The organism is Micromonospora sp. NPDC049240 (assembly GCF_040647835.1).
Taxonomy (GTDB): Bacteria; Actinomycetota; Actinomycetes; order Mycobacteriales; family Micromonosporaceae; genus Micromonospora.
In genome coordinates, this window is sequence record NZ_JBEZCX010000008.1 from 149,818 (window position 1) to 176,110 (window position 26,293).

The window sequence follows — 26,293 nt, forward strand, 5'->3', positions numbered from 1 at the left end:
GGGCGCGCCGGGCCATCGGGTACGCCGGCCGTCAGCCCGCCGCCCGCCACTCCCGCGCCAGCAGGGCGTAGACCGCCTCGTCGGTCCACTCCCCCTTGACGAACTCGTTCTCCCGCAGGTGCGCCTCGCGGCGCATGCCCAACCGTTCCAGCACCCGGGCCGAGGCGGTGTTGCGGGCGTCCAGCCGGCCGACGATCCGGTGCAGGCCCAAGCCCTCGAAGCCCAGCCGCAGCAACTCCCGGGCCGCCTCCGTCACGTAGCCGTGCCCGGTGTGGTCGGGATGGGCCACGTACCCGATCTCGCCCTGCCGGTGCTCCGCGCTGGTCCAGGTCAGCAGCACGTCACCGACGAACACGCCGGTGTCCGCCACCGTCACGGCCAGGTTGAGCACGTCGCCCGGCGCGCGCAACGCGGTGCGCCGGACCAGCCGGTCGATCGCCGCCCGGGCGGCTGCGTCGTCGTACGGCTGGTGGTAGAGGAAGCGGGTGACCTCCGGGCGGCCCCGGTAGTCCCGGACCACGGCGAGGTCGTCGGCGGTGAAGGCACGCAGCACCAGGCGCGCGGTGCGCAACGGCAGATCGGGTACGAGCACCCCGGCAGGCTACGGGCTGCCAGCGACCCGGTCAGCCCGGTTTCGGCGGGCGTCCCCCCGGGCGGGTCAGGCGACCGACTTCGTGTGGGAGACGAACGCCTGCCAGGAGCGTGGCGTGAAGGCCAGGACCGGGCCCTGCTGATCCTTGCTGTCCCGAACGGCGACCACACCGGGGAGGTTGTCGGCGACCTCGACGCAGTTCCCGCCGTTCGTCCCGGACTTCGTCGACGTACGCCACCGGGCGTTGGTCAGGTCCATGTCAGTGCCGCTTCCGTCATCGGTGCCATGAGAAGCCCCTGGTTGTCGAGGCGCCCGAGGGCGGAGTGTCCTGCATCGTCGCAGGATGAAAGCTTCGGGGAACCATGCATCCTCTTCGGTTCTGTGGCATTCAGAGGGTTACTGCCCTTCTGTGAAGGCGAGGAACGCCGACCATGCCATCGGTGAGAAGACCAGAACCGGGCCCTGCCGATCCTTGCTGTCCCGAACGGCGACCACACCGGGGAGGTTGTCGGCGACCTCGACGCAATTGCCCTGGGCACTGCTCCTGGCGCTCGTGCGCCAGGTCGCTCCCGTCAGATCAATCACGGTGTCTCTCCTTGATCTCCTGCATCAGCTTCCGGGATTCCGCCACGCCCAACGCCTGAGCGGCGAGCGCCTTCCAGACTTCCGCGTACGTCCTCACCTCGTCGGTCCGGTCGAGGTAGAGCGCACCCGAGAGACCTTCGTTGTAGACCGTCGTCGGCTCGGCCGACCTCGCGCCCTTCGTCGGGAAATCGAGGATGACAAAACCGCCGGAAACCACTATATAGGTGATCGCGCCGCCGAGCGGGAGCACGCGGACGGACACGTTTGGCGCGTCGCTGGCCTGCACGAGTTTGTCGATCTGGGCCCGCATTCCCGGCACGTTCTTGTGGAGAAGCGCCTCCTCGATGATCGCGTCCAGCACGGGCGCTACCGGTCGCTTCCGGGTAAGCAGCCGCTGACGCTCGATGCGCAAATCCACCACTTTCGCCGCCTCGTCGTCGGAGACGTTCGGCCGCGTTCTGGCCACCTGAGCCGCGTACTCCGGCGTTTGCAGCAGTCCCGGCACCAGCGCGTGTTCGTAGGTGCGTAGCCGGCTGGCCGCCGACTCCAGGCCGACGTACAGCTCGAACCAGCGGGGGATCACATCCCCGTAGGCGTGGTACCACCCCTTGCTCTTGGACTCCCGGGCGAGACTGACGAGAACCTCCGTCATGTCCGGAGGTGCCTGGTAGAGCCGGCACATCTGGTCCACGTCCAAGGCCCGCATGGGCGTCTGCCCGGCCTCGATGCGGTACATCTTGGCGCGCGACCACTCAAGCTCGGCGGCGGCAGCCTCAAGCCCGATGCCCGCCTCCTCCCGGGTCTGCCGCAGCAGACGGCCCAACTCCCGCCTCGGCACCGTCGATCCCGCTTCGTTCATCGACCCGTCCTCGCTGTCTCACCCTGACGCCTCATCCGGCCTGCCGCGAGACGCCCTCCGCATCAACAACTGTCAGTCGCGCCCTGCGGTGACCATCTCACGGAGAGTGTTGCAGGAGGCACCGACAGTCCCCGATCGTGACGCTCTGGAGCGGCAACGAGACAAGAGGTGGACATGGTTCGGTGGAAGTGGTTCCAGCGGCAGGACGAGCCGGTCGACGTGGTGCAGCGCCCGGCGTACGCGCACCGGGGCGGCGCCTACGGCACGCACGGTCCGCAGGCGTCGACCAACGACCGGCCGACGGACCGGCCCGGGGACGGACGAGCCGGCCACGGCACCGGGCATACCCGGAGCGCGTCGTGACGGGGGCGGAGCAGCGGCTGCCCGAGCCGCCGTTCGCCGTCGTCCTGGCCGGCTACGTCGTCGACCTGCACCATCGGGACGCATGCTCCCGATGCCGGCCGGACGGCGGCTGTGAACGGCTCGCCCGAGCCGGGGAGACGCTGCGGGCGTGGCGGGACCGGAAGCGCGGGTGACGCCGCGCGCCGGGGAGCTGCTGGAGATCAGCCGGGCGGCCTCGGTCCAGTTCGTCCGGCCCATCATGTTCCGCGTCATCAGGACGCTGGACTGGACCACGTACGACGGGTGGGCCTGGCTGGAGGGTTACGAACTGGACGCCGCCGGCGACGCCGTCGCCCGCCGGACCGTCTTCGTCCAGCCGGCGGGCCTGCGACGGCTGTCGCCGGCACACCCACCAGCGCACCCACCGACGCGGCGACGCACCGGTACGGCGTAGTGGCGGCATCCCGGGTCTGGGATACCGCCACTACGCCGAGCCGGTGTCGATTTGGAAGGGGGTCAGCCGACCGCGGCCATGACCTCGTCGGAGACGTCGAAGTTGGCGTAGACGTTCTGCACGTCGTCGCAGTCCTCCAGCACGTCGATCAGCTTGAAGATCTTGCGGGCGCCGTCCTCGTCCAGCGGCACGTTCACGCTGGGGATCAGGGAGGACTCGGCCGACTCGTACTCGATGCCGGCGTCCTGCAACGCGGTCCGGACCGCGATCAGGTCACCCGGCTCGGAGATCACCTCGAACGCCTCGTCGAGGTCGTTGACCTCCTCGGCGCCGGCGTCGAGGACCGCCATCATCACGTCGTCCTCGGAGGTGCCGGTCTTCGGCACGATCACCACGCCCTTGCGGGAGAACATGTAGGACACCGAGCCGGCGTCGGCCAGCGAGCCGCCGTTGCGGGTCAGCGCGGTGCGGACCTCGGTGGCGGCGCGGTTGCGGTTGTCGGTCAGGCACTCGATCAGCATCGCCACGCCGTTCGGGCCGTACCCCTCGTACATGATCGTCTGCCAGTCGGCGCCGCCGGCCTCCAGGCCGGAGCCCCGCTTGACCGCGCGGTCGATGTTGTCGTTCGGGACGGAGTTCTTCTTGGCCTTCTGGATGGCGTCGAAGAGCGTCGGGTTGCCGGCCGGGTCGCCGCCGCCGGTGCGGGCCGCCACCTCGACGTTCTTGATCAGCTTGGCGAACATCTTGCCGCGCTTGGCGTCGATCACGGCCTTCTTGTGCTTGGTGGTCGCCCACTTTGAGTGGCCGGACATCTGATACCTCCGTCTGTTGACCCACGCCTGCGTCGACTGCTCGCGCCGGCACCCCACCGCCCGGGCGCCGCGAGCCGCAGCACCCCCGACGGCTCCGCGTGACGGGCTGGGGCGGTGACGGCCCTGCCGAACCGTCGGCAATCCTACCGAGGTCGCACCCCGGGCGTCGCACACCCGCCGGCCGGACGCGGCAACCGGGCCGGAGTGGCCGCCGCGCCGGGCTGATGACGGAGATCCGACAATCATTCGGGTACGCCTCGGGCCGCCGCGCCCGACCGGCGTCACGCCCCGCGCCGGATGGCGGTCGGCTCGCGTATTCGCGTCGACCTGCGTCTTTGGGTCGACCTACGGCACACGCTCAACCGAACAGCCATCCGGGCCCAACGACGGGTCAGTCTCTCCTGCCTTGTCCGGTCCTACGGAGCTGATTGGCATCCCGGCTAGCCTGCAAATCCCCGAAAGCGATGAGCGGAGGAAGCGTGCTCGAGACGTTCGACGAATTCTCCGCCGGAATCGACATGCTGGGGCCGCAGGGTGTGGACGCCCTGAATGGTTTCTCCCTCATCGTCGAACTGCCCGCGGCGCGGGACCTCCAAGGACTGGACGCGTTGCGGCGCGAACTGGGCGCGCGACTCTACCGGGCGGTGGCGGAGGTGCTGGAGGCCAGCGAGCTGCACGAGGTGGACACGCTGCGGCTGGACTGGAGCGACGGGGACGTCGGCGTGGTCTACAAGGAGCCCTCGTTCGGTTTCCGCATCGACATCCGGCGGGACCTGCGGATCACCCTGAGCCGTTCGGGCTCGTCGCTGCGGTTGTTCCACAACTGGTACCGGCTTCTGATGCCGTACCTCCGGGGGCTCGTCTCCCGAATCGCGATCGACCTGTCCGAGGTGCTGCACTCGGACTTCGATCTGCAACCGCTGCGCGCCGCCTACCGCTTCTCGATGATCGTCTACGACTTCATTCCGGTGCACCGGCAGAAACCGGTCAGCAGCCATGAACTGATCGGACCGCTGCTGTCCCGTCGGCCCGACGAGGACGGCCGGTTCCGGCCGGTGCCGACCGGTCAGGACGCGGCCAGCTCACTGCGCACCGGTCGGCTCGACATCAAGATCTCCAATTTCCGGGAGGCCGCCCCCGGCGTGCACCTGCGCGAGGTCTACGACATCCAGGCGCCCGCCAATCAGGGTTACCGGGGCATCTGGCTGGACTTCCACTCCATCGCCGAGACGATCGGCTCGGACAATGCGGAGCCGGGTGCCCGCATCGCGCCCCGTCCGGATTTCCTGCTGGAGAACTACGAGGTGCCGTACCGCGACTTCTTCCGCGACCGGGTGGTGAAGGGTTTCATGGCGGATTTCTTCCGGGAGTGGAACTTCTCCTGCGCCGTCGGCACGATGCCATGAGTCAGGAATCGCTCAACACGCTCCAGGTCGTCGGGTTGGCCGTCACGCTCACCCTGAGTGTCATCGCCCTGATCCTGTCCTGGCAGAACAACCGCGCCACGGCCCGGGAGGCGCGGATCGCCGGCGAACAGTTGGAGGCGTCGGTGGTGCCGGTCGCCATGATTCAGGACTCCCGGCTCACCTGGCGCGGGCAGGAGCTGGTGGTGCTCTCCGTCCGGCTGCGCAACGTCGGCGCCGGCCCGCTGCTCGGCCTGCGGATCGAACAGATCACGCTGGACCAGTCGGCGCTGGAGTTCGTGCCGTTGGGCGAGCCGAAGGCGGACGCGGTGCAACCCATGACGGACATCGAACAGCGGCTGCGGTTCAGCGACCCGCCGCACATCCCCGAGCTGGGCTCGCTGGTGCTCCGGATCCGCTACTTCGACGTGCTCGGCAACGAACACGACAAGCCCCTCAACCTCCGCATCTCAGCCGGGTCCGGCAGCGGCACGATGACCGGTTTCACGCCCGCCCACATCACCCGTCGTCGAGCGTGAGGGGATCCCGGTGTCCAAGCTGATCATCGGACGCTTCCTGGCCCGCCACCTCGATCCGGAGTCGAAGTCGAGGAGCCAGTTCGCGCCGCGTCGAGCGAGCGTCACCGACGCCCGGATCCGGCTCGGCCTGCGCGAGGAACACATCATCGCGGACGACGCGCTGGGCCCGGTCGTCGCCTCGGACGACGACAGCCATCTCATGACCATCGCGCCCACCGGCGCCGGCAAGGGCCGCGACGTGATCATCCCGAACCTGCTCAGCTACGAGGGCTCGGTGGTGGTGCTCGATCCGAAGGGGGAGAACTACGACGTCACCCACGCCCACCGGCGCGACGCGCTGGGTCACGAGATCGTGCTGCTCGACCCGTTCGGGGCCAGCAACGGCAGCCGAGCCGACCGCGGTGCCCTGAACCCCTTCGACGTGTTCGCCGAACTGGGTCGGGACAACGAGGACGCCGAGGAGCCGGAGGACTTCGGGCGGCTCCTGTCCGACCTGCTGATGGGGGGCGAGAAGTCGACGGTCGAGCCGTTCTGGGACGAGATGGCCCAGCTCCTGATCGCGGGCCTGACCACCCACCTGATCACCGCGGAGGCGGGGGCCGAACCGACGGGCTCCTCCTCGCTGACCCTCCAGAAGCTGCGCAGTCGGCTGTTCCAGAGTGACCTGGTGATGTATCTGGCCGAGGCGTTGGACAACGACCGGGACGGGCGGATGCCGGCCGGCACCCGGCAGGAGTTCCAGATGCTGCTCGGTGTCGATCAGCAGAAGACCTTCCCCAGCATCGTGGTCACGGCGGCCCAGCAGCTCGCGCCGTTCAGCTCGCGGCGGACGGTGGAGGCCACCGACCGCACGAGCTTTCCGCTCGCCCACCTGGTGGACCCGGACCGCCGGATCTCGATCTACGTGGTCGTACCGCCGCACAAGCTCCGTACCCACCAGCGCCTGCTCCGGGCCTGGATCGGTTGCCTGCTCTACTACGTCATGAACAGCCGGACGATCAACCAGTCGCGCCTGCTGTTCCTCATCGACGAGGCGGCGCAACTGGGCCGGTTCTCCCTGCTCCAGGACGCGATCACCCTGTTGCGCGGATACGGGCTGCGCACCTGGACGTTCTGGCAGGACCTGGCGCAGCTCACCAGCATCTACCGGGGTGTCGGCGAAACGATGATCAACAACTCCGGCGTGCTCCAGGTGTTCAGCCCGGCGAACTTCGGCGCCGCCGCCGAGCTGTCCCGACGGCTCGGCGTCAACGTGGGCGAGCTGTTGCAGTTGTCCCCCGGTGAGCAGGTGGTCGCCTTCAAGAGCGAGCAGCCGACCCGGATTCAACGCTTCAACCACCTCACCGACCCGGTGCTCCGGGAGTGGGCCGCACCCAATCCGCGACACCACTGACCGACGTCGGGTGGACGCGTCAGGACGCCGCCCGGACGAGGTCCACGAAGAGGCGGTGCAGGCGCAGGTCGCCGGTCAGCTCGGGATGGAACGAGGTGGCCAGCAGGTTTCCCTGCCGGACCGCGACGATCCGGTCGGCGGCCGGGCCGTCGGTGACCCGGCCGAGCACCTCCACGCCCGCGCCGACCCGCTCCACCCAGGGCGCGCGGATGAACACCGCGTGGAACGGCTCGCCGTCGACCCCGGTGATCGTCACCGGGGCCTCGAACGAGTCGACCTGGCGGCCGAACGCGTTGCGCCGCACGGTCATCTCGATACCGGCGAAGCCGCGCTGGTCGGGGCGGCCGTCCAGCACCTCGGCAGCCAGCATGATCATGCCGGCGCAGGAGCCGTAGACCGGCATGCCGCCGGCGATCCGCTTGTCGATCGGCTCGCGCATCTCGAAGATGTCCACCAGCTTGCTGATCGTGGTGGACTCGCCGCCGGGCACCACCAGGCCGTCGACCGCGTCCAGCTCGCCCGGCCGGCGGACCGGCCGGGCGTCGGCGCCCGCGCCGGCCAGCGCCGCGACATGCTCACGCACGTCGCCCTGGAGGGCCAGCACCCCGATCACGGGTACGCGCACCCGGTCGCTCCTCTCACAGGCGTTGAAGGGGTCCCCTTCTCTACCGCATGCGTTAAGAAGGGGCCCCTCCTTACGAGCTCACCAGCCGCGGTCGGCGAGGCGGTGCGGGACGGGGATGTCGTCGACGTTGATGCCGACCATCGCCTCGCCCAGGCCCCGGGACACCTTCGCCAGCACGTCCGGGTCGTCGTGGAACGTGGTCGCCTTGACGATGGCGGCGGCCCGCTGGGCCGGGTTGCCCGACTTGAAGATGCCCGAGCCGACGAAGACGCCCTCGGCGCCGAGCTGCATCATCATGGCCGCGTCCGCCGGAGTGGCGATGCCGCCGGCGGTGAACAGCACGACCGGCAGCTTGCCGCGCTCGGCGACCTCCTTGACCAGCTCGTACGGGGCCTGGAGCTCCTTCGCCGCGACGAACAGCTCGTCGGCCGGCAGGTTCTGGAGCCGGCGGATCTCCTGCCGGATCTTCCGCATGTGGGTGGTGGCGTTGGAGACGTCCCCGGTGCCCGCCTCACCCTTCGAGCGGATCATGGCGGCGCCCTCGGTGATCCGGCGCAACGCCTCACCCAGGTTGGTCGCGCCGCACACGAACGGCACCGTGAACGCCCACTTGTCGATGTGGTTGGCGTAGTCGGCCGGGGTCAGCACCTCGGACTCGTCGACGTAGTCCACGCCGAGCGCCTGGAGGACCTGCGCCTCGACGAAGTGGCCGATCCGGGCCTTGGCCATCACCGGAATCGAGACGGCGGAGATGATGCCGTCGATCATGTCCGGGTCGCTCATCCGGGACACGCCGCCCTGGGCGCGGATGTCCGCCGGCACCCGCTCCAGCGCCATCACGGCCACCGCGCCGGCGTCCTCGGCGATCTTCGCCTGCTCGGGGGTGACCACGTCCATGATCACGCCGCCCTTGAGCATCTCGGCCATGCCCCGCTTCACGCGGGCGGTGCCGACGGTGGGGTCGGTGGTCGGTGCGGTGGGTTCGGACACGTCATCGCTCCTCGGCAGGCGGTCGGGGTGGCTGCGCGGAAATGCTACGGCCGCCACGACGCCGCTCCGACAGCCAATCGCACCCCTGGTGGCCTGCCCTGTGGTCGCCGTCACGGCCTCGCCCGGCACCGCCTCAGCCGGTGGTGACGTCCGCGCGCGGGACCAGCGTCGGGTCGTCGATGTCGAAGTAGCGGGGCCACTCGCGCCCCCGCCCCATCCGGAACAGGCGCACCACCGGACGGCCCCGCGCCGAGCGGGCGTCCCGGACCAGGTCGGTGTGCACCTGCCGGGCCAGCGCCAGCCGCCGGCTCGCCGCGATCACCGCGCCGCAGGCCGGGTCGTCCGGGTCCAGCCGCACCGCGCGCAACTGCCGGGTCAGGTCGTTCTCGGCGGCCTCACGCTCCTCCGGGAGCGCGTCCAGCGCGATCCGGGCGGCGGCGTACAGCTCCACGCCGTACCGCTGCTCGGCCAGGACCGCGGCGGCAGCCGCGCGGCGCAGCAGGTGCGCGTCCAGCGCGCGGGCCGCCGACTCCGCGCGGACCTGGAGCCGCTGCACCCGGCCGGCGGTCCAGATCAGGTACGCCGAGACCAGCCCGAGCACCAGTGCCGTGCCCACCACCCACCACATGCCCGGCATCGTAGTGCTGCCCCTCATCCCGGCCGGCCGGCGTGGGCACCGGTCGACGCGCTCGTCACAGCGGCCCCACCGGCCACCCTGGTCAGCCCAGCCCCGCCCACTCCTGGTCCATGACCCGACCGTCGGTGGCCTCGATCGCCGCTGCGTATACCTCCAGAACGCGGCGGGCAACCACGGGCCAGTCGAAATTCGCCACCACCAGGTCGCCCCGGCCGGTCAGCGCGGCGCGCCCACCGGCGTCGTCGAGCAGCTCGGTCAGCGCGGCCCGCAGGCCGGCCGCGTCCCCGGTCGGGAAGAGCCGCCCGGCCCGCCCGCCGTCCAGCACCCGGCGGAACGCGTCCAGGTCGCTGGCGACCACCGTGGTCCCGGCGGCGAGCGCCTCGGTGAGGATCATCCCGAATGACTCCCCGCCGGTGTTCGGTGCGACGTAGAGGTGCACGCTGCGCAGCATGCGCGCCTTGTCCGCCTCGGAGACCAGACCGAGGAACGTGACCCGGTCACGCAGCTCGGCCGGGAACCGGCCGTACAGCTCGTCGGCGTCACCCGGGCCGGCCACCAGCAGGCGCAGCCCCGGACGGTCCGGGGCGAGCGCCACGAACGCGTCCCGCAGGATCGGGAAACCCTTGCGCGGCTCGGTGAACCGGCCCAGGAAGCCGAGCGTGCCGCCGGCGCCCGGCGCGCACTCCCCCGGCCAGCCGGGCAGCGGCTCGACGCCGGCGAACTTCGCCACCGCCACGCCGTTCGGGATCTCCACCGCGCCGCCGTCCATGTGCTCGACCTGCACCTTGCGGGCGAGCGCGCTGACCGCGATCCGGGCGGTGATCCGTTCGAGGAGGATCTGGAGCACGCCCTGCGCCGCGGAGAGCACCCGGGACCGGGTCATCGCGGTGTGGAACGTGGCCACCACCGGGCCCCGGGCGCAGAGCACCGCCAGCATCGACAGGCTCGGCGTGAGCGGCTCGTGCACGTGCAGCACGTCGAAGTCGCCGCGATTGATCCAGCGGCGTACCCGGGCGGTGGAGACCGGGCCGAACGCGATCCGGGCCACCGACCCGTTGTACGGCAGCGGCACCGCCCGCCCCGCCGACACCACGTACGGCGGCAGCGTCGCGTCCTCGTCGGCCGGGGCCAGCACGCTCACCTCGTGGCCCAGCCCGAGCAGCGCCTCGGCCAGGTCCATGACGTGGTTCTGCACGCCGCCCGGAACGTCGAAGGAGTACGGGCAGACGATGCCGATCCGCATGGCGTCCCCCTAGACCGTCCCGGTGGTGGCCGGCGGCTGCGCCGACGTCGGCGCCCCGGCCGGTCCCTGGTCCAGCCACATCCGTTGCAACATGTGCCAGTCTTGCGGATGCCGGGCGATGCCCGCCGCCAGACCGTCGGCTATCCGCTGGGTCACCAGCTTGACCCGGGCGTCCAGCGGGGCGCTGTCCGGCTCCGGCAGCGCCAGCGGGCCCTCGATCGAGGCGCAGGCGGCGTCCGGCTCGTACCACATCGAGGCGACGTAGAGCGGCGCGCCGGTGCGCAGCGCCAGCAGCGCCGGGCCGGCCGGCATCCGGGTCCGGCCGCCGAAGAAGTCCACCTCGACGCCCCGGGCGGAGAGGTCCCGGTCGGCGAGCAGCGGCACCACCGCGCCGGCCCGCAGCCGGTCGGCCAGGATGTCGAACGGCGGACGCGGGCCGCCGTGGGTGGGCAGGATCTCCATCCCCAGCCCTTCCCGGAACGCGACGAACCGCTCGTAGACGCCCTCCGGCTTGAGCCGCTCGGCCACCGTGGTCATCGGCCAGCCGGTGGCCGCCACCCAGGCGCCGGCCGCGTCCCAGTTGCCGGCGTGCGGCAGCGCCACCACCGCGCCCCGCCCGGCCGCCACGTCCACGGCGAGCTTCTCCGCGCCGTCGAGGCGGAACCCGGCGAGGATCTCCGCCCGGCTCAGGCCGGGCAGCCGGAACGCCTCCAGCCAGTAGCGGGCGTACGAGCGCAGGCCGGCGCGGACCAGCGCGTCCAGCTCGGCGTCGGGCAGCTCCGGGCCGACCACCCGGCGCAGGTTGGCGCGCAGTCGACGCGTACCGCCGCCGTTGCCGCGGTGGGCGCGGTCGGCGCCCGCCCGGAAGGCCGCGGCCGCGACGGGCCGGGGCAGCGCGCGGACCAGGCGCCAGCCCGCGATGTAGCCCGCCTCGGTGAGGTTCACTCGGCGCCGACCCGCTGGGCCTGCCGGTACACGTGCGCCATCCGCTGCCCCACCGTGAAGATCGAGACGGCGGCGAGCAGCCAGAGCGCGACCTCCAGGGCCCGGTCCAGCCCGACGCCGGTGAGCACGCCGCCGACGCCCACGATGAGCAGCCGTTCGGTGCGCTCGGCGATGCCCACGTTGCAGGTCATGCCGAGCCCTTCGGCGCGGGCCTTGACGTAGGAGACCAGGCCGCCGGCGGCCAGGCAGACCAGCGCGGCGGCCACGCCGGAATACTGCTGCTGGGTGGCCAGCCAGTAGGCGACCGCGCCGAACACCGCGCTGTCGGCGACCCGGTCCATGCTCGAGTCGAGGAACGCCCCGAACCGGGTGGAGCCGCCGCTCATCCGCGCCATCGTGCCGTCGAGCAGGTCGGTGAGGGCGAAGACCGTGACGATCAGCGCGCCGGCGACCAGGTGGCCGCGCGCGCCGAAGCCGAGCGCGCCGACGAGCACGCCGACGGTGCCGGTCACGGTGACCGCGTTGGGGGACACGCCCGCGCGGAGCAGTCCGCGCGCGATCGGCTCCACGACGCGGGTCATGCCCGCTCGGGCCGTCACTTGGAAGATCTTCGCCATGGCGGTCCCACGATAACGGCCGGCCGGGACCGGGGACACAGCCGGGCGGACGACCCGCCCGGCGGACCTTGTGCCGGCACCGGCGCGGGTGTGAGATCGAGCGTGGGAGGTGAGCCAGTTCACCGGATCACGGTCGGCGTTCCCGTCCCGCAGGAGTCCACCGGAAGATATCGCCGCGGCGCCCACCCCGGGGGTCCGCTCCCGTCGCCCGCGGCGGTCGCCACCACCACCGGTTGAGGGAGGTGCGCCGCGATGGCGCAGAAGAGTCACGAGAAGGGTGTCACCGGCGGCGCGCCGGTGGTGACCGAGCCCGGCGGGGTTCGCAACGTGGTGCTCGTCGGGCACTCCGGCGCGGGCAAGACCACGCTGGTCGAGGCGCTGCTCGCGGCCAGCGGCACGATCGGCCGGGCCGGCGCCGTCACCGAGGGCACCACGGTCTGCGACCACGACCCGGCCGCGGTCCGCCAGCAACGCTCGGTGAGCCTGGCCTGCGCCCCGCTGGTCCACCGCGACGTCAAGGTCAACCTGCTGGACACGCCCGGCTACGGCGACTTCGTCGGCGAGCTGCGCGCCGGGCTGCGCGCCGCCGACGCGGCGCTGTTCGTGGTCTCCGCGGTCGACGGGATGGACGCCGCCACCGCCGCGCTCTGGGAGGAGTGCGCCGCGGTGGACATGCCGCGCGCGGTGGCGGTCTCCCGGCTGGACCACCCGCGTGCCGACTTCGACGAGGCGGTGGCGCTCTGCCAGCGCGTCTTCGGCGACAACGTGCTCCCGCTCTACCTGCCGATGCTGGGCGACGACGGCGAGTCGGTGGCCGGGCTGATGGGCCTGATCACCCGCCGGGTGTTCGACTACTCCGGCGGGCTGCCGCCGGCGGTGCGCGAGCCGGACCCGGAGCACCTGCCGGCCATCCAGGAGGCCCGCGACGAGCTGATCGAGGGGATCATCGCGGAGAGCGAGGACGAGACCCTGATGGACCGCTACCTCGGCGGCGAGCAGATCGACCCCGAGGTGCTCATCGCCGACCTGGAGACGGCGGTCGCCCGCGGCCACTTCTACCCGGTGGTGCCGGTCTGCGCGGAGACCGGCGTCGGGCTGGACGCGCTGCTCGACGGCCTGGTCTCGGCGTTCCCGTCGCCGCTGGAGCACGACCTGCCGGCGGTCACCGGGCTGGACGGCTCGCCCCGCCCGCCGCTGACCTGCGACCCGGACGGCCCGCTGGTCGCCGAGGTGGTCAAGACGACGGTGGACCGGCACGTCGGGCGCGTCTCGCTGGTCCGGGTCTTCTCCGGCACGCTCCGCCCCGACCAGGTGGTCCACGTGTCCGGGCACGGCCTGGCCGAGCGCGGCCACCCGGACCACGACGCCGACGAGCGGGTCGGGCACGTCTACAGCCCGCTCGGCGCGACGCTGCGCGAGGTGCCGGTGTGCGTCGCCGGTGACCTCTGCGCGATCACCAAGTCGGGCAGCGCGGAGACCGGCGACACGGTGTCCGCCAAGGACGAGCCGCTGCTGATCGCGCCCTGGGAGATGCCCGAGCCGCTGCTGCCGGTGGCGATCGTGGCGCGCAGCCGGGCCGACGAGGACGCGCTGGCCCGCAACCTGTCCCGGCTGGTCGCCGGTGACCCGACGCTGCGTCTGGAGCGCAACCCGGAGACCCACCAGTTGGTGCTCTGGTGCATGGGCGAGGCGCACGCCGACGTGGTGCTCGACCGGCTGCGCGGCGGTGGCGTCGAGCTGGACACCGAGCCGGTCCGGGTGTCGCTGCGGGAGACGTTCACCGCGGCCTCCCGGGGGCACGGCCGGCACGTCAAGCAGTCCGGCGGCCACGGCCAGTACGCGGTCTGCGACCTCGAGGTGGAGCCGCTGCCCCGGGGCGCCGGCTTCGAGTTCGTCGACCGGGTGGTCGGCGGCGCGGTCCCGCACAACTACATCCCGTCGGTGGAGAAGGGCGTCCGGGCGCAGATGGAACGCGGCCTGGTCGCCGGCTTCCCGGTGGTGGACCTGCGGGTGACGCTCGTCGACGGCAAGGCGCACAGCGTCGACTCGTCCGACGCCGCGTTCCAGACCGCGGGCGCGCTGGCGCTGCGCGACGCCGCCGAGAAGGGCCGGCCGACGCTGCTCGAACCGGTCGACGAGGTCGTCGTCCGGGTGCCCGACTCCTCGGTCGGCGCGGTCATGGGCGACCTGTCCGGCCGGCGCGGCCGGGTGCTGGGCACCGAGCCCGACCCGGACGCCGAGGGCCGGACGCTGGTGCGCGCCGAGGTGCCCGCCACCGAACTGCTGCGGTACGCGGTCGAGCTGCGCGCGATGACCGCCGGCACCGGCACGTTCCGCCGCGAGTTCGCCCGCCACGACCCCATGCCCCCACACCTGGCCGACCAGGCCGTCAAGGAGTCCACCCCCCACCCCTAAATCCCCCACCCCCCTCCCGGGGTGGTCAGCGGGGGAAGGTGTCAGGGGCGGACGGTGGGGACGGGGGGCATCGGCCAGTGCGGGCGGTCGGCGTCGCGGCGGGCGGCCGACCTGACCGCCGCGAGTCGGCGCTCGACCTCGGCGAACTGGTCCGGGGCGAGCGGGCCCCGGGCCAGCGCGGCGGCGTTCTCCTCCACCTGGGCGACCGTACGGGCGCCGGGGATCGGCACCGCCCGGTCGCTGCGCGCCCAGATCCAGCCGAGCGCGCCCTGGGCCAGGGTGCGGCCGTCGGCGGTGAGCGCGTCCCGGACCGCGGCCACCCGGCGCAGCCACTCCGGGGCCGGCCGGCCGCTGCGGAACCACTCCAGCCAGGTCGGCCCGAGGCCGCGCACGTCGTCGCGGGGCAGCGTGGACTCCGGCGTGTACTTGCCGGTGAGCAGTCCCATCCCGAGCGGCCCCCGGGCCAGGCTGGCCAGGTCGTGCTTGTCGCAGGCGGCCAGCATGGCGGGGGCGTCCCGCAGCACCGACAGCGCGTGCTGCACGGCGGCGGCACCGTGCGCCACCTGGGCGAAGGCGCCGGCCCGGTCGGCCCGGTCGGTGCTCCAGCCGTACGCCCGGATCAGGCCGGCGGCGACCAGCTCGTCCAGCGTGCCGACCAGCGCCTCGGCCCGGGGCAGTGGCAGGTCGCCGAGGTGGAGCTGGTAGAGGTCGATCCGGTCGGTGTCCAGCCGGCGCAGCGAGTCGACCACCGCCCGGCGCAGGTACTGCGGCGAGGCGTTCTCGCCGGTGGCCTGCCGGGTGCGCTCGTCGAACGTGTAGCCCCACTTGGTGGCGATCACCGCCTCGTCGCGCCGGCCGGCGAGGGCCCGCCCGAGGACCCGCTCGCCGTGCCCGGCCCCGTACGTGTCGGCGGTGTCGAAGAGCGTCACCCCGAGGTCGAGCGCACGGCGGACGGCCCGGACCGACTCGTCGTCGTCGACCGCTCCCCAGCCCAACGGGCGGGCGCCCTCGGCCCACGGGCCGCCGATCGCCCAGCACCCCATGCCGAGCGCGCTCACCTCGATGCCGCTACGGCCGAGCGGCCGCGTGCTGACTGCCATCGCCGAATCCTGTCACCTTCCCGGCACGGGCGGGCCCGTTCGTCACCGGGTGTACCGGAATTTCGTCACACTCCGTGACGCCAGCGGGGGAAGCGTCGCCGAGTAACCGACATACCGCAGAGTCATAGTTATGACTCCTCGTCATATCACTCCGGAGCGATCGATCGTCGAGCGCCACACCGTCGAGCACCGCACGTCGAAGCGGGCCGGAACGCCGGCACTCGGCGCCCGGCCGCGAACCGCGGGCCCGCAACGGCCGGGAGTCAGCGGGCGTAGGCCAGCAGCACCGGCGCGTCCCGGCCCGGCCACGCGCCGGTGAGCCGGCCCGCCGCCTGCGTGTCGGCCGGGGCGGGCCGGCGGACCAGGGCCAGCTCCACCCCGTCGACGCGGATCACCGTGGGATCGCCGTCCACCACCTCGTCGACCGGGCCGGCCGGCAGCGCGCGGTCGACGCGGCTGCCCGACACGGTCATGCTCGGGGCCCGCACCTCCCGCTCGCCGTCGACCTCGAAGTGCTCCTCCGCCTGGCCCGCGTCGGCGAGCACCGCGGCGGCCAGCGCCGGCGGGTATACCGGGTCACCGCAGGCGTCGTACACCCAGCGGCGGCCGAGCACCGAGTGCTCGACCACGCCCACCAGGAACCGCTCCGCGCCGGGCAGCGGGGCACCCCGGTAGGTCAGCGGCACCTGGAGCACCGGCCCGTCTCCGGCGCGCACGAGCAGCGTCTCCATGCCGACCTCGCCGGCCGGGTCGTCGAACCGGTAGGCCGCCACCCGGGTCACCGGCCCGTCGGCGCCGCCGGTGAACCAGGGCCGGCCGGGCAGCCACCCGGCGAGCAGCTCCAACTTCGAGGGGCGCAGTTCCGCGCGGTGCAACAGGGCCATGCGCAAGATCGTACTGTCGAGGGGTGACCATCGGGTTTGCCGAGCCCGGTGACGCGGGCACCACCGGGGCCGGGAGGCGCGCATGGAGACGTCGGTGGATCAGGTCGACGAGGCGGCGCGGGTACGCCCGGCGCCGCGCTGGGTGGCGCCCACGTTCGTGGCGCTGGCCGTGCTCACCCTGCCCTGGATCGGCTACCTGGCGTTCACCCTGCCCCGGCACCAGGTCACGGTGCACTACCGGGCCGCCTGGGTCGGCTTCGACCTGGGCCTGGTGGCGCTGCTCGGGCTGACCGCCTGGCACGCGTACCGGGGAAACCGGCAGGTGGTGCTCGCGGCCGCCGCCACCGCGACCATGCTCGCGGTGGACGCCTGGTTCGACGTGACGACCACGCCGCCCGGGCCGGACCTGGTGGTGTCGGTGGTGCTGGCGGTGCTGGTCGAGCTGCCGTTGGCCGGGGTCTGCCTGTGGATCGCGCGGCACGGCGACCGGATGGTGCAGCGTCGGCTGCGTCAGCTCGCGGTCCGCGCGGAACTCGCCGCCGACCGGGCCGCGGCGGCCCAGCGGACCGCCACCGGGGCCCGCCGCCGACTCGCCCGGGTGCGGGGCCGGCTGCGCTGAGTCGCGCCGGTGCGGGGCCGGCCGCGCCGAGTCAGGTGGGCCACGCCTCGGCGAGCAGGGCGCGGGTGTCGGCGAGCAACTGCGGCAACACCTTGGTGCGGCCGATGACCGGCATGAAGTTGGCGTCGCCGCCCCAGCGCGGCACCACGTGCTGGTGCAGGTGCGCGGCGATGCCCGCACCGGCCACGCCACCCTGGTTCATGCCCAGGTTGAACCCGTGCGCGCTGGAGGTGCGCCGGACCACCCGCATGGCGTCCTTGGTGAACGCGGCCAGCTCGGTCGTCTCCGGCGCGTCCAGCTCGGTGTAGTCGGCCACGTGCCGGTAGGGGCAGATCAGCAGGTGGCCCGGATTGTAGGGATAGAGGTTGAGCACCGCGAAGACGTGCTCGCCCCGGGCGACCACCAGGCTCTCCTCCGGCGGCCGGCCCGGGGCCAGGCAGAACGGGCAGCCGGTCGGCTTCTCGTACCCGCCCTCGGGTCGGTCGTCGCCGGAGATGTAGGTCATCCGGTGCGGCGTCCAGAGCCGGTCCAGCCCGTCCGCCAGGCCACTGTCCGTGTGCCGCTCCACCCCTGTCACACCGGCGATCCTACGATCCGCGCCCCACCGCCGCTGAACAGCGCCGCCGCTCAGGCGGCGCTGGGGCCGCTGTTGGTGCGGGACTCCGTCACCTCGCGGACGTGCGCCACCGCCTCGGCCAACGGCACCCCGTTGCGCTGCGAGCCGTCCCGGTAGCGGAACGAGACCGTGCCGGCGGCCACGTCGTCGTCGCCGGCGATCACCATGAACGGGATCTTCTGCTGCTGCGCGTTGCGGATCTTCTTCTGCATCCGGTCGTCGCCCAGGTCGACCTCGGCCCGGATCCCGTGCCGGCGCAGCGTCGCCGCGAACTCCTCCAGGTAGTCGCCGTGGTCGTCGCGGATCGGGATGCCGACCACCTGCACCGGCGCGAGCCAGGCCGGGAACGCGCCCGCGTAGTGCTCGGTGAGCACGCCGATGAACCGCTCGATCGAGCCGAACTTCGCGCAGTGGATCATCACCGGCTGCTGCCGGGTGCCGTCGGCGGCCTGGTACTCCAGCCCGAAGCCCTTCGGCTGGTTGAAGTCGTACTGGATCGTCGACATCTGCCAGGTCCGGCCGATGGCGTCCTTGGCCTGTACGGAGATCTTCGGGCCGTAGAACGCCGCGCCGCCCGGGTCGGGCACCAGGTCCAGGCCGGTCTCCCGGGCGCACTCCTCCAGCACGGCGGTGGCGGTGGCCCAGTCCTCGTCGGTGCCGACGAACTTGTCCGGCCGGGTGTCGTCGCGGGTGGACAGTTCCAGGTAGAAGTCGTCGATGCCGAAGTCACGCAGCAGGCTGAGCACGAAGCCCAGCAGGTGCTTGATCTCCGCCGGCGCCTGCTCGCGGGTGCAGTAGGAGTGCGAGTCGTCCTGGGTGAAGCCGCGCACCCGGGTCAGCCCGTGGATCACGCCCGACTTCTCGTACCGGTAGACCGACCCGAACTCGAACAGCCGGATCGGGAGCTGCCGGTAGGACCGCCCGCGCGACCGGTAGATCAGGTTGTGCATCGGGCAGTTCATCGCCTTGAGGTAGTAGTCGCTGCCCTCCATCTCCATCGGCGGGAACATCGTGTCCTTGTAGTAGGGCAGGTGTCCCGAGGTGTGGAAGAGACCTTCCTTGGAGATGTGCGGCGTCCCGACGTACTGGAAGCCCTCCTCGATGTGGCGGGTGCGGACGTAGTCCTCCATCACCCGCTTGAGCACGCCACCCTTGGGGTGGAAGACCGGCAGGCCGGAGCCGATCTCGTCGGGGAAGCTGAAAAGGTCGAGGTCCGCGCCGAGCTTGCGGTGGTCGCGCCGGGCGGCCTCCTCCAACAACTTCAGGTACGCCTTCAGCTCGTCCCGGGTCGGCCACGCGGTGCCGTAGACGCGCTGGAGCTGCGGGTTCTTCTCGGAGCCCCGCCAGTACGCGGCGGCGGAGCGCATCAGCTTGAACGCGCCGATCAGCCGGGTGTTCGGCAGGTGCGGGCCCCGGCACAGGTCCGACCAGCAGACCTTCTCCTCGTTCGCGGCGAGGTTGTCGTAGATGGTCAGCTCGCCGCCGCCCACCTCCATCACCTCGGAGGAGTCCAGCCCTTCGCCCTTGACCTCGATCAGCTCCAGCTTGAACGGCTCGGCGGCCAGCTCGGCGCGGGCCTCGTCGAGGCTGGCGAAGCGCCGCCGGCGGAACCGCTGGCCGGACTTGACGATCTCCTGCATCCGCTTCTCGAGCTTCGCCAGGTCGTCCGGCTGGAACGGCTTGTCGACGCCGAAGTCGTAGTAGAAGCCGTTCTCGATCGGCGGGCCGATGCCGAGCTTCGCCTCCGGGAACACGTCCTGCACGGCCTGCGCGAGCACGTGCGCGGTGGAGTGCCGCAGCACCTCCAGGCCGGCCGGGCTGTTCAGCGCCACCGGCTCGACGGTGGTCTCCTCGGCCGGCACCCAGTCCAGGTCGCGGAGCTGACCGCGCGGGTCGCGGACCACCACGACGGCCTTGGGCCCGGTCGTGGGCAGGCCGGCCGCGGCCACCGCGTCGGCCGCCGTGGTCCCGGCGGCGACGACGACGGGGTCGGCCACGGCGGGGGTACGGGGTGCGGACACGGTGACTCCTGTCGTCGACGGTACGGATCTGCCGGGGACCGGCCCCTGCGATGCTATCGGTCACCCCGACCACGCCGACGCCGACGCCGGCCCGCCGGTCACGACTTCCCCGCCGCGTTGAACCTTTCCGCCGTCCCGGCCGAACTACCGGGTGGGGCCGGAGCCGGAACCGACCCCAGTCGACGAGGATGGGGACGACCATGAGGATGACCCGTCAGGGCCGGTGGGCGGCGTCGCTGCTGGCCGCCGCGCTGGCCGGAGCGGTGAGCTGGCCGGGCCCGGCCGCCGCCGCCGGCGTGACCGTCACGACCTCTCCCGGCGAGGTGCGCCAGGGCGACGCGATCGAGCTGTCGGTGGTGGTGCCCGCCGACCGCCCCGGCACCCGGACCAGCAAGATCGAGCTGACCATGCCGGCGGACGCGCCGATCGGCGAGGTCTACCCGCTGTCCGTGCCGGACTGGGCGCCGACCATCACCACCCGCACCCTGGACCAGCCGGTGGCCGGCATCCACGCCGCCGAGCTGAACCAGGTGACGCACGCGGTGACCTGGCTGCGGGTGCCCGGTGGCGGCGCCGGGACGGTCCGGCTGCCGCTGGGCATGGGCCCGATGCCGGCCACCGACCGGCTGACCTTCACCGTGGTGCAGACGTACGCCGACGGCACGGTGGTCCGCTGGGCGGACCCGGCCGGTGGCGCGCACCCGGCGCCGACTGTCGCGTTGCTGCCGCCGTTGTCGGGCGCCGCCCCGCACGGCGGCGATGCCGGTGCGGCCGGTGGCGCGCACGGCGGCCACGGCGCGCCGGGCGACCCGGCGCCGGCCGACGTGACCGCCGCGGCGCCGGCGGCCGACGACGGGCCGAGCGCGGACCTGCTGCTCGGCGGTGGCCTGCTCGCCGGCCTGGCCGGCGGCGGGGCGATCGGCTGGCTGCTCAGCCGCCGCCGACGCGGCACCATGACCCTGTCGCCCGGACCCGACTCCCCCACCGCCGACGGACCCCCGGTCGACCCCGCGCCGCACCGAAGCGCGGCGGACGGCGACGGCGACGGCGACGGCGTGACCATGGTCGAGCCCGTCCCGGTCGGCGGCGCGCGCCCGCCCGCGTGAGCTTGCGGGCGTGTCGGGACGGCAATTCTTCGGCGTGTCGCGCCGCGGGGACAGTAAGTCCGCCAAGCGATATACCTCGGAGTCATAATTATGACGCTGAGGTATATCGATTCTCCGCGCCATGCCCCACCGGGCCGTCACTCACGGTAATGGCGGGACCGGCGGCAGCCGCCGGGGGCGGCACCGCGCGCGGGCGGCACAGCGAACATGACGGGCGCGGGCGGCACAGCGGGCGTGACGGGCGCGGGCGGCACAGCGGGCGCGAGGAGCGTGACGGGCACGGATCGGCGCCGAGTGAGCCCCGCCGGAGCGCCGACGGGGTGGGGTCAGGCCGGGGCGGTGAGCCAGCCGGGCAGCGGCTCGCGCGCCGTCAGCCAGCCCTCCGGGACGCCGCCGGGCGTGCCGACCCCGGCGTACGCGGCGACGACGCCGCCGACGATCGCGGCCGTGGTGTCCACGTCGCCGCCCGCCTCCACACAGGCGCGGATCGCGGCCGGGTAGTCGGCCAGCAGCGTGGCGGCGACCCAGAGCGTGAAGGGGACCGTGTCCTGCGCGGTGACCCGCGAGCCGTTGCCCACCGCGTCGACCACCTCGACGGTCGGGCGACCGAGCATCGCGGCGGCCCGGCGGACGCCCCGGTGCACCTCGCCGGCCGGGTCGAGCGCGCCGGCCACGGCGTTGAGCAGGCGGGCCGGTTCGGGCCGGTCGCCGTCGAGGCGGGCCCGGGCGGCCAACGAGGCGGCCACCGCCACGGCCACCGCACCGGCGATCCCCTCCGGGTGCGCGTGGGTCACCTCGGCGCAGGCCCGGGCCTGGTCGGCGGCGCGCCGGGTGGAGTCGGCGTGCCAGGCGCCGAGCGGGGCCACCCGCATGGCCGCGCCGTTGCCGCAGGAGCCCTGCCCGTCGAACGCCGACGCGGCGGCCACCGGCCACGGCGTGCCGGTGCGGATCAGCCGCAGGACGGTCACCGCGCCCGGGCCGTAACCCCGGTACGGCTCGCAGCGCTCGGCGAACGCCAGCGCCAGCCGGTCCCGGTCGATCCGCCCGGCGGCGGCCAGCTCGGCCACCACGGAACAGGCCATCTCGGTGTCGTCGGTCCACTCCCACGGCGGCGCGGGCAGCCGGCCCTCGGCGAGGTCGGCCGGGTGCCGGCCGGGCACGAAGAACTGGGAGCCGAGCGCGTCGCCCACCGACAGGCCGGCCAGCGCGTCGCGGGCGAGCGTGAGGCGGGCGTCGGGGAAGAGGGTGAACGTCATCGCCGTTCCAGCTTGCCCGGTTCCCCGGCCTGCCGCAACGCGACCGACTTGCCACGCCGAGTACGGTGCTGACGTGGCAACCGTCCTGCTGGTCGAAGACGACCACGTCGTCCGCGGCGCGATGCTGCGGTCGCTGACCGACCGGGGCCACGCGGTGCACGCGGTCGGCACGGCGCTGGACGCGTTGCGCCGGGTCGCCGCGGAGACGCCCGACCTGGTGGTGCTCGACCTGGGCCTGCCGGACCTGGACGGCTCGGACGCGCTGCGGATGCTGCGCGGCATCACGGACGTGCCGATCATCATCGCCACCGCCCGCGACGACGAGCAGTCGGTGGTCCGGTTGCTGCGGGCCGGCGCGGACGACTACATGGTCAAGCCGTTCACCGGCGCGCACCTGGACGCCCGGATCACCACCGTGCTGCGCCGGGCCGGCCGGGCCAGCCGTACCGTGCAACCGGCCGTGCACACGGTCGGCGGCCTGCGGGTGGACGTCGGCGAGCGCAGCGCGGTGCTGGACGGGGAGGCGCTGGCGCTGACCCGCAAGGAATTCGACCTGCTGGCGTATCTCGCCGCGCGTCCCGGCCGGGTAGTGTCCCGGCGGGAACTCTTGGAGGAGGTATGGCGGCAGCCATCGGTCGGCGAGGACCAGACCATCGACGTTCACCTGTACTGGCTCCGCCGCAAAATGGGCGAGTCCGCGGCGAAGCCGCGCTACCTGCGCACCGTGCGGGGGGTCGGCTTCCGGCTGGTGGCACCGGACTGAGGACGGCGCTGGCCTGGCTCACCGCCGGCATGTGCAGCCTGGTCGCGCTCGCCTTTCTCGTCCCGCTCGGGATCACCCTGTCGGACCAGTCCCGCGAGGAGAAGCTGGCCGACGCCGCCCGGCGCGGCGCGCTGGTCACCGGCGCGCTGGCGGTCAGCACCGACCCGGAGGTGGTCCGGCGGGCGGTGGCGGCCAGCGGTGACGACCCGGCGCTGCGGCCGGTCGTGCACGGCGTCGGCTCCGACGAGTCCGCCGGCCGTGCCGACTCCGCCGCGCTGGCCGACGCCGCCGCGCAGCGGCGCTCGGTGGTGACCGAGGTGGACGGTGGCGTGCTGCGGCTGGACCCGGTGGTGCTCGGTGACCGGGTGGCCGTCGTGGAGGTCTTCGTCCCCGACGAGGTGCTCGACGCGGGCAGCGGTGGGCGGTGGCTGCTGCTGCTCGCGGTGGCGCTGGCGCTGGTCGGCGCCGCGGTGATCGTGGTCGACCGGGTGGCGGCCCGGGCCGTGGACGCCACCGGCGACCTGGTCAAGGCGGCGCTCGCGGTGGGCGACGGCGAGCTGGGCGTACGGGTCGAGCCGGCCGGTCCCCGGGAGCTGGCCGAGGCGGGGCACGCGTTCAACCGGATGGCGGAGCGGCTGGTGGCGCTCCGCGCCGACGAGCACGAACTCGTCGCCGACCTGTCGCACCGGCTGCGTACCCCGCTGACCGCGCTGCGGCTGGACGCGGAGGCCCTGGAGTCCGACGACACCAGCATCGGCACGTTCAGCGAGGCGGAGCTGGACCGGCGACGCGGCATCCGGCGGATCCGGCAGGCCATCGTCACGCTGGAGGGCGAGGTCGACCAGCTCATCAAGACGACCCGCAAGGCGGTCAGCCAGGAGACCGCCCCGGCGTCCTGCGACGTCAGCGAGGTGGTGCGGGACCGGATGGTCTTCTGGTCGGCGCTGGCCGGAGACCAGAACCGGCCGCACCGGGTGGTCGGGGCGCAACTGCGCATCCCCGCGCCGGTGCCCCGGGCCGAGTTGGCCGCCGCGCTCGACGCGGTGATCGGCAACGTGTTCCGCTACACGCCGCAGGGCACCGCGTTCGAGGTGGCGGTGAGCCGCCGGGACGGCTGGGTGGCGATCCGGATCGACGACGCCGGGCCGGGCATCGCCAACCCGGACCGGGCACTGCGCCGGGGCGAGAGCGACAAGGGCTCCACCGGGCTCGGGCTGGACATCGCCAAGCGGGTCGCGTTGCAGGCCAACGGCTCGGTGAGCATCGACCGGGCCCGGCTCGGCGGGGCCAGCGTGGTGATGTTGCTGGCCGATCCGGCCGCGGCGCCCCGGCAGGTCAACCGGTTCGGGCTGGTGGGTCGGATGACCCGGGAGGCCCGGGAGCCACGCGCCGGACGGCGCTGGCCGCGCCCGCGCTGACCCCTGGTTGTGGGCCGGCGCAAGTTCTCCTTAGGAGTGGTTTAACGACCGCCCCGACACCGCCGCGAAATGCCAGGATCTCTGACAGAACCCATCAGTTCCGTCGGCCGGGACGCCCCGTAACACCTTCCGGCCGGCGGATCCGTGCGCGCGGCGGGAGTCCGGTCCCCCCACACCTCGCTCCCGTCGCGCGCCGCTCTCCGTCCGGTCGGTCAGCCCGCCGCGCCCGCCGTGTACGCGTCGATCTCGGCCTTGATCCGGGTCGCCTCGGCCGGCGCCAGGAAGGCGGCGTCCACCGCGGCGCGGGCCAGCGCGGCCACCCCGTGCGGGTCGAGTTTCAGCAGCCGGGCGGCGACCGCGTACTCCTCGTCGAGCGTGGTGCCGAACATCGGCGGGTCGTCGGAGTTGATGCTGACCGGCACGCCGGCCTCGACGAGCTGCGGCAGCGGGTGCTCGTCCAGGCTGGCCACCGCCCGGGTGCGGACGTTCGAGGTGGGGCAGACCTCCAGCGGGATCCGGCGCTCCGCCAGGTGGGCCAGCAGCGCCGGGTCGAGCACGGCGGAGATGCCGTGGCCGATCCGCTCGGCGCCCAGCTCGCGCAGCGCGTCCCAGATGCTCTCCGGCCCGGTGGTCTCACCGGCGTGCGGGACCGACCGGAGCCCGGCCGCGCGGGCCTGGTCGAACCAGGGCTTGAACTGGGGCCGGGGCACGCCGATCTCGGGGCCGCCGAGACCGAAGCTGATCAGCCCGTCCGGCCGCTGGTCCAGCGCGATGCGCAGCGTCTGCTCGGCGGCCGGCAGCCCGGCCTCGCCGGGGATGTCGAAGCACCAGCGCAGCGCGATGCCGAAGTCGGCCTCGGCGCGCTTGCGGGCGTCCTCGATCGCCTCGCAGAACGCCGGCGCGGGGATGCCCCGGTGCACGTGCGAGTACGGGGTGACGGTCAGCTCGGCGTAGCGGACCTGCTGGCGGGCCAGCTCGCGGGCCACCTCGTGGGTGAGCAGCCAGACGTCGTCGGCGTCCCGGATCAGGTCCACCACGCTCAGGTAGATGTCGATGAAGTGGGCGAAGTCGCGGAACGCGAAGTAGTCGGCGAGCGCCTCCGGGTCGGCCGGGACGGGGCTGCGCCCCTCGTGCCGGGCGGCCAGTTCGGCGACGATCCGGGGCGAGGCGGAGCCGACGTGGTGCACGTGCAGCTCCACCTTGGGCAGGCCGGCGATGAAGGTGGACAGGTCGGTCACGGGTTCTCCTCTGCGCGGGCGCCGGTGCGGGCCACCACGAAGATCCGGCGGAACGGGAAACACACCTGACCCTGCCGCACCGGGTACGCCTCGGCGAGGCGGGCCCCCAGCTCGGCCCGGAAGTCGGCCCAGCCGGCGGCGTCCAGCGCGGCCCGGACGGGGCGCAGCGCGGTGCCTTCCATCCAGGTCAGCACCGGGTGGTCCGCGCCGGCGACCGGGAGCAGGTGCACGTAGGTAGTCTCCCAGGCGTCCACCGCGCAGCCCGCTCCGGTCAGCAGCGTGGCGTAGTCGACGGGTTCACCGACCGGGGCCTCGCGCAGCAGCCCGGCGAGCGGCTGGCGCCACCGGTCCCGGCCGGCGACCTCACGCAGCGCGCGGTGCGACGGCGCGGCGAAGTTGCCGGGGACCTGGAACGCCAGCCAGGCGTCCGGCGGCAGCTCGACGGCCCAGCGGGTGAGCAGCTCGCGGTGGCCGGGCACCCACTGGAGCACCGCGTTGGCGACCAGCACGTCGACGTCCGGCGCCGGCCGCCAGTCGCGGGCGTCGCCGACGGCGAACGTGACCGGGGCGGCCAGGGCGGCGGCCCGGCCGATCATCTCGGGCGAGGAGTCGAGGCCGGTGATCCGGCTGCCGGGCCAGCGCTCGGCGAGCCCGGCGGTGAGCGTGCCGGGCCCGCAGCCGAGGTCGACCACCGCGCGCGGGCGCTCGGCGCCGACGCGGGCCAGCAGGTCGTGGAAGGGCCGGGAGCGTTCGTCGGAGTAGCGCAGGTAGGTGCTCGGATCCCACATGACAGCCTCCAAACCGTACGTACGTCTTGCTAA

The 26,293-nt window shown here is 73.2% G+C and carries 29 protein-coding genes; 11 read left to right on the plus strand and 18 right to left on the minus strand.

Going from position 1 to position 26,293, the window contains the following annotated elements; genetic code table 11:
• Positions 1-31: 31 nt before the first annotated feature.
• The 4 genes from AB0B02_RS14225 to AB0B02_RS14240 form a co-directional block, all read right to left on the minus strand.
• A complete protein-coding gene (locus tag AB0B02_RS14225; RefSeq protein ID WP_357300416.1) occupies positions 32-592 on the minus strand; it encodes a GNAT family protein in 561 nt (186 codons plus the stop codon).
• A gap of 66 nt (positions 593-658) precedes the next feature.
• Positions 659-850, minus strand: coding sequence for a DUF397 domain-containing protein (locus AB0B02_RS14230; RefSeq protein ID WP_281939613.1), 192 nt, complete (start codon positions 848-850; stop codon positions 659-661).
• A gap of 138 nt (positions 851-988) precedes the next feature.
• Entirely contained in the window at positions 989-1,174 is a 186-nt protein-coding gene (locus AB0B02_RS14235; RefSeq protein ID WP_357300602.1) for a DUF397 domain-containing protein, read from the minus strand.
• Positions 1,170-2,036 carry a helix-turn-helix transcriptional regulator gene (locus AB0B02_RS14240; RefSeq protein WP_357300418.1) on the minus strand — a complete coding sequence of 289 codons (867 nt, stop codon included), beginning with the start codon at positions 2,034-2,036 and terminating at the stop codon, positions 1,170-1,172. Before AB0B02_RS14240 ends, AB0B02_RS14235 begins: the two co-directional genes overlap by 5 nt.
• 168 nt (positions 2,037-2,204) lie before the next feature.
• Between AB0B02_RS14240 and AB0B02_RS14245 the strand changes: the two genes are divergently transcribed.
• The 3 genes from AB0B02_RS14245 to AB0B02_RS14255 are packed head-to-tail and all read left to right on the plus strand — an operon-like array spanning position 2,205 to position 2,832.
• Positions 2,205-2,399, plus strand: coding sequence for a hypothetical protein (locus AB0B02_RS14245; RefSeq protein WP_357300420.1), 195 nt, complete (start codon positions 2,205-2,207; stop codon positions 2,397-2,399).
• The gene (locus AB0B02_RS14250) at positions 2,396-2,572 is read left to right on the plus strand and encodes a hypothetical protein (protein ID WP_158273891.1); all 177 of its coding nucleotides are present in this window, start codon (positions 2,396-2,398) and stop codon (positions 2,570-2,572) included. Before AB0B02_RS14245 ends, AB0B02_RS14250 begins: the two co-directional genes overlap by 4 nt.
• A complete protein-coding gene (locus AB0B02_RS14255; protein WP_357300604.1) occupies positions 2,569-2,832 on the plus strand; it encodes a hypothetical protein in 264 nt (87 codons plus the stop codon). Before AB0B02_RS14250 ends, AB0B02_RS14255 begins: the two co-directional genes overlap by 4 nt.
• A 62-nt stretch (positions 2,833-2,894) precedes the next feature.
• Here AB0B02_RS14255 and AB0B02_RS14260 read toward each other — a convergent pair whose 3' ends face one another.
• On the minus strand, positions 2,895-3,644 hold the full coding sequence (locus AB0B02_RS14260) for a YebC/PmpR family DNA-binding transcriptional regulator (protein ID WP_107161195.1): 750 nt from the start codon (positions 3,642-3,644) through the stop codon (positions 2,895-2,897).
• 479 nt (positions 3,645-4,123) lie between these two features.
• On the opposite strand from AB0B02_RS14260, the gene AB0B02_RS14265 reads away from it, so the two are divergent.
• From AB0B02_RS14265 to AB0B02_RS14275, 3 genes are read left to right on the plus strand one after another with little or no spacing between them, the layout of a single operon-like run.
• Positions 4,124-5,050 (plus strand): hypothetical protein, encoded by a 927-nt coding sequence (locus AB0B02_RS14265; RefSeq protein ID WP_281939605.1) that lies wholly within the window; start codon positions 4,124-4,126, stop codon positions 5,048-5,050.
• A complete protein-coding gene (locus tag AB0B02_RS14270; protein ID WP_357300423.1) occupies positions 5,047-5,586 on the plus strand; it encodes a hypothetical protein in 540 nt (179 codons plus the stop codon). The genes AB0B02_RS14265 and AB0B02_RS14270 overlap by 4 nt, the downstream gene beginning before the upstream one ends.
• A gap of 10 nt (positions 5,587-5,596) precedes the next feature.
• Complete coding sequence (locus AB0B02_RS14275; RefSeq protein ID WP_281939602.1) at positions 5,597-6,979, plus strand: type IV secretory system conjugative DNA transfer family protein; 1,383 nt, start codon at positions 5,597-5,599, stop codon at positions 6,977-6,979.
• Between the two features lie 19 nt (positions 6,980-6,998).
• Here AB0B02_RS14275 and pdxT read toward each other — a convergent pair whose 3' ends face one another.
• The 6 genes from pdxT to pgsA form a co-directional block, all read right to left on the minus strand.
• Positions 6,999-7,604: a pyridoxal 5'-phosphate synthase glutaminase subunit PdxT gene (pdxT, locus tag AB0B02_RS14280; RefSeq protein ID WP_281939600.1), complete on the minus strand. Its 606-nt coding sequence runs from the start codon at positions 7,602-7,604 to the stop codon at positions 6,999-7,001.
• 78 nt (positions 7,605-7,682) lie between these two features.
• Positions 7,683-8,594: a pyridoxal 5'-phosphate synthase lyase subunit PdxS gene (gene pdxS, locus AB0B02_RS14285; RefSeq protein WP_281939598.1), complete on the minus strand. Its 912-nt coding sequence runs from the start codon at positions 8,592-8,594 to the stop codon at positions 7,683-7,685.
• Positions 8,595-8,727: 133 nt separating this feature from the next.
• Positions 8,728-9,231, minus strand: coding sequence for a hypothetical protein (locus AB0B02_RS14290; RefSeq protein WP_281939596.1), 504 nt, complete (start codon positions 9,229-9,231; stop codon positions 8,728-8,730).
• A gap of 82 nt (positions 9,232-9,313) precedes the next feature.
• Positions 9,314-10,474, minus strand: coding sequence for a glycosyltransferase family 4 protein (locus AB0B02_RS14295; RefSeq protein ID WP_357300427.1), 1,161 nt, complete (start codon positions 10,472-10,474; stop codon positions 9,314-9,316).
• A 9-nt stretch (positions 10,475-10,483) separates the two neighbouring features.
• Entirely contained in the window at positions 10,484-11,419 is a 936-nt protein-coding gene (locus AB0B02_RS14300; RefSeq protein WP_357300430.1) for a phosphatidylinositol mannoside acyltransferase, read from the minus strand.
• The gene (pgsA, locus tag AB0B02_RS14305; RefSeq protein WP_281939590.1) at positions 11,416-12,036 is read right to left on the minus strand and encodes a phosphatidylinositol phosphate synthase; all 621 of its coding nucleotides are present in this window, start codon (positions 12,034-12,036) and stop codon (positions 11,416-11,418) included. The genes AB0B02_RS14300 and pgsA overlap by 4 nt, the downstream gene beginning before the upstream one ends.
• Positions 12,037-12,288: 252 nt before the next feature.
• Between pgsA and AB0B02_RS14310 the strand changes: the two genes are divergently transcribed.
• A complete protein-coding gene (locus tag AB0B02_RS14310; protein WP_357300432.1) occupies positions 12,289-14,451 on the plus strand; it encodes an elongation factor G-like protein EF-G2 in 2,163 nt (720 codons plus the stop codon).
• Positions 14,452-14,492: 41 nt separating this feature from the next.
• Here AB0B02_RS14310 and AB0B02_RS14315 read toward each other — a convergent pair whose 3' ends face one another.
• Positions 14,493-15,551: an aldo/keto reductase gene (locus AB0B02_RS14315; RefSeq protein WP_357300434.1), complete on the minus strand. Its 1,059-nt coding sequence runs from the start codon at positions 15,549-15,551 to the stop codon at positions 14,493-14,495.
• A 263-nt stretch (positions 15,552-15,814) separates the two neighbouring features.
• Entirely contained in the window at positions 15,815-16,435 is a 621-nt protein-coding gene (locus tag AB0B02_RS14320) for a hypothetical protein (protein WP_281939586.1), read from the minus strand.
• Positions 16,436-16,517: 82 nt separating this feature from the next.
• On the opposite strand from AB0B02_RS14320, the gene AB0B02_RS14325 reads away from it, so the two are divergent.
• Complete coding sequence (locus AB0B02_RS14325; RefSeq protein ID WP_281939584.1) at positions 16,518-17,054, plus strand: hypothetical protein; 537 nt, start codon at positions 16,518-16,520, stop codon at positions 17,052-17,054.
• Between the two features lie 31 nt (positions 17,055-17,085).
• Here AB0B02_RS14325 and AB0B02_RS14330 read toward each other — a convergent pair whose 3' ends face one another.
• Complete coding sequence (locus AB0B02_RS14330) at positions 17,086-17,631, minus strand: HIT domain-containing protein (protein WP_357300437.1); 546 nt, start codon at positions 17,629-17,631, stop codon at positions 17,086-17,088.
• 50 nt (positions 17,632-17,681) lie between these two features.
• Positions 17,682-19,691 carry a threonine--tRNA ligase gene (gene thrS / locus AB0B02_RS14335; protein WP_281939580.1) on the minus strand — a complete coding sequence of 670 codons (2,010 nt, stop codon included), beginning with the start codon at positions 19,689-19,691 and terminating at the stop codon, positions 17,682-17,684.
• A gap of 200 nt (positions 19,692-19,891) precedes the next feature.
• Between thrS and AB0B02_RS14340 the strand changes: the two genes are divergently transcribed.
• Positions 19,892-20,797, plus strand: coding sequence for a DUF1775 domain-containing protein (locus AB0B02_RS14340; RefSeq protein ID WP_357300439.1), 906 nt, complete (start codon positions 19,892-19,894; stop codon positions 20,795-20,797).
• A 326-nt stretch (positions 20,798-21,123) separates the two neighbouring features.
• On the opposite strand, the gene AB0B02_RS14345 is transcribed toward AB0B02_RS14340, so the two are convergent.
• A complete protein-coding gene (locus AB0B02_RS14345) occupies positions 21,124-22,053 on the minus strand; it encodes an ADP-ribosylglycohydrolase family protein (RefSeq protein ID WP_281939576.1) in 930 nt (309 codons plus the stop codon).
• A gap of 73 nt (positions 22,054-22,126) precedes the next feature.
• Here AB0B02_RS14345 and AB0B02_RS14350 point away from each other — a divergent pair, with 73 nt between their 5' ends.
• Together AB0B02_RS14350 and AB0B02_RS14355 are read left to right on the plus strand one after the other, a co-directional pair.
• Positions 22,127-22,816 (plus strand): response regulator transcription factor, encoded by a 690-nt coding sequence (locus tag AB0B02_RS14350; RefSeq protein WP_107160748.1) that lies wholly within the window; start codon positions 22,127-22,129, stop codon positions 22,814-22,816.
• A 29-nt stretch (positions 22,817-22,845) separates the two neighbouring features.
• On the plus strand, positions 22,846-24,234 hold the full coding sequence (locus tag AB0B02_RS14355) for a HAMP domain-containing sensor histidine kinase (protein ID WP_357300442.1): 1,389 nt from the start codon (positions 22,846-22,848) through the stop codon (positions 24,232-24,234).
• A gap of 212 nt (positions 24,235-24,446) precedes the next feature.
• Here the strand turns inward: AB0B02_RS14355 and AB0B02_RS14360 are convergent, their stop codons facing one another.
• Together AB0B02_RS14360 and AB0B02_RS14365 are read right to left on the minus strand one after the other, a co-directional pair.
• Positions 24,447-25,472, minus strand: a complete 1,026-nt coding sequence (locus tag AB0B02_RS14360; protein WP_357300444.1) for an adenosine deaminase — start codon at positions 25,470-25,472, stop codon at positions 24,447-24,449.
• On the minus strand, positions 25,469-26,260 hold the full coding sequence (locus tag AB0B02_RS14365; protein WP_281939573.1) for a trans-aconitate 2-methyltransferase: 792 nt from the start codon (positions 26,258-26,260) through the stop codon (positions 25,469-25,471). The genes AB0B02_RS14360 and AB0B02_RS14365 overlap by 4 nt, the downstream gene beginning before the upstream one ends.
• Positions 26,261-26,293: the final 33 nt, after the last annotated feature.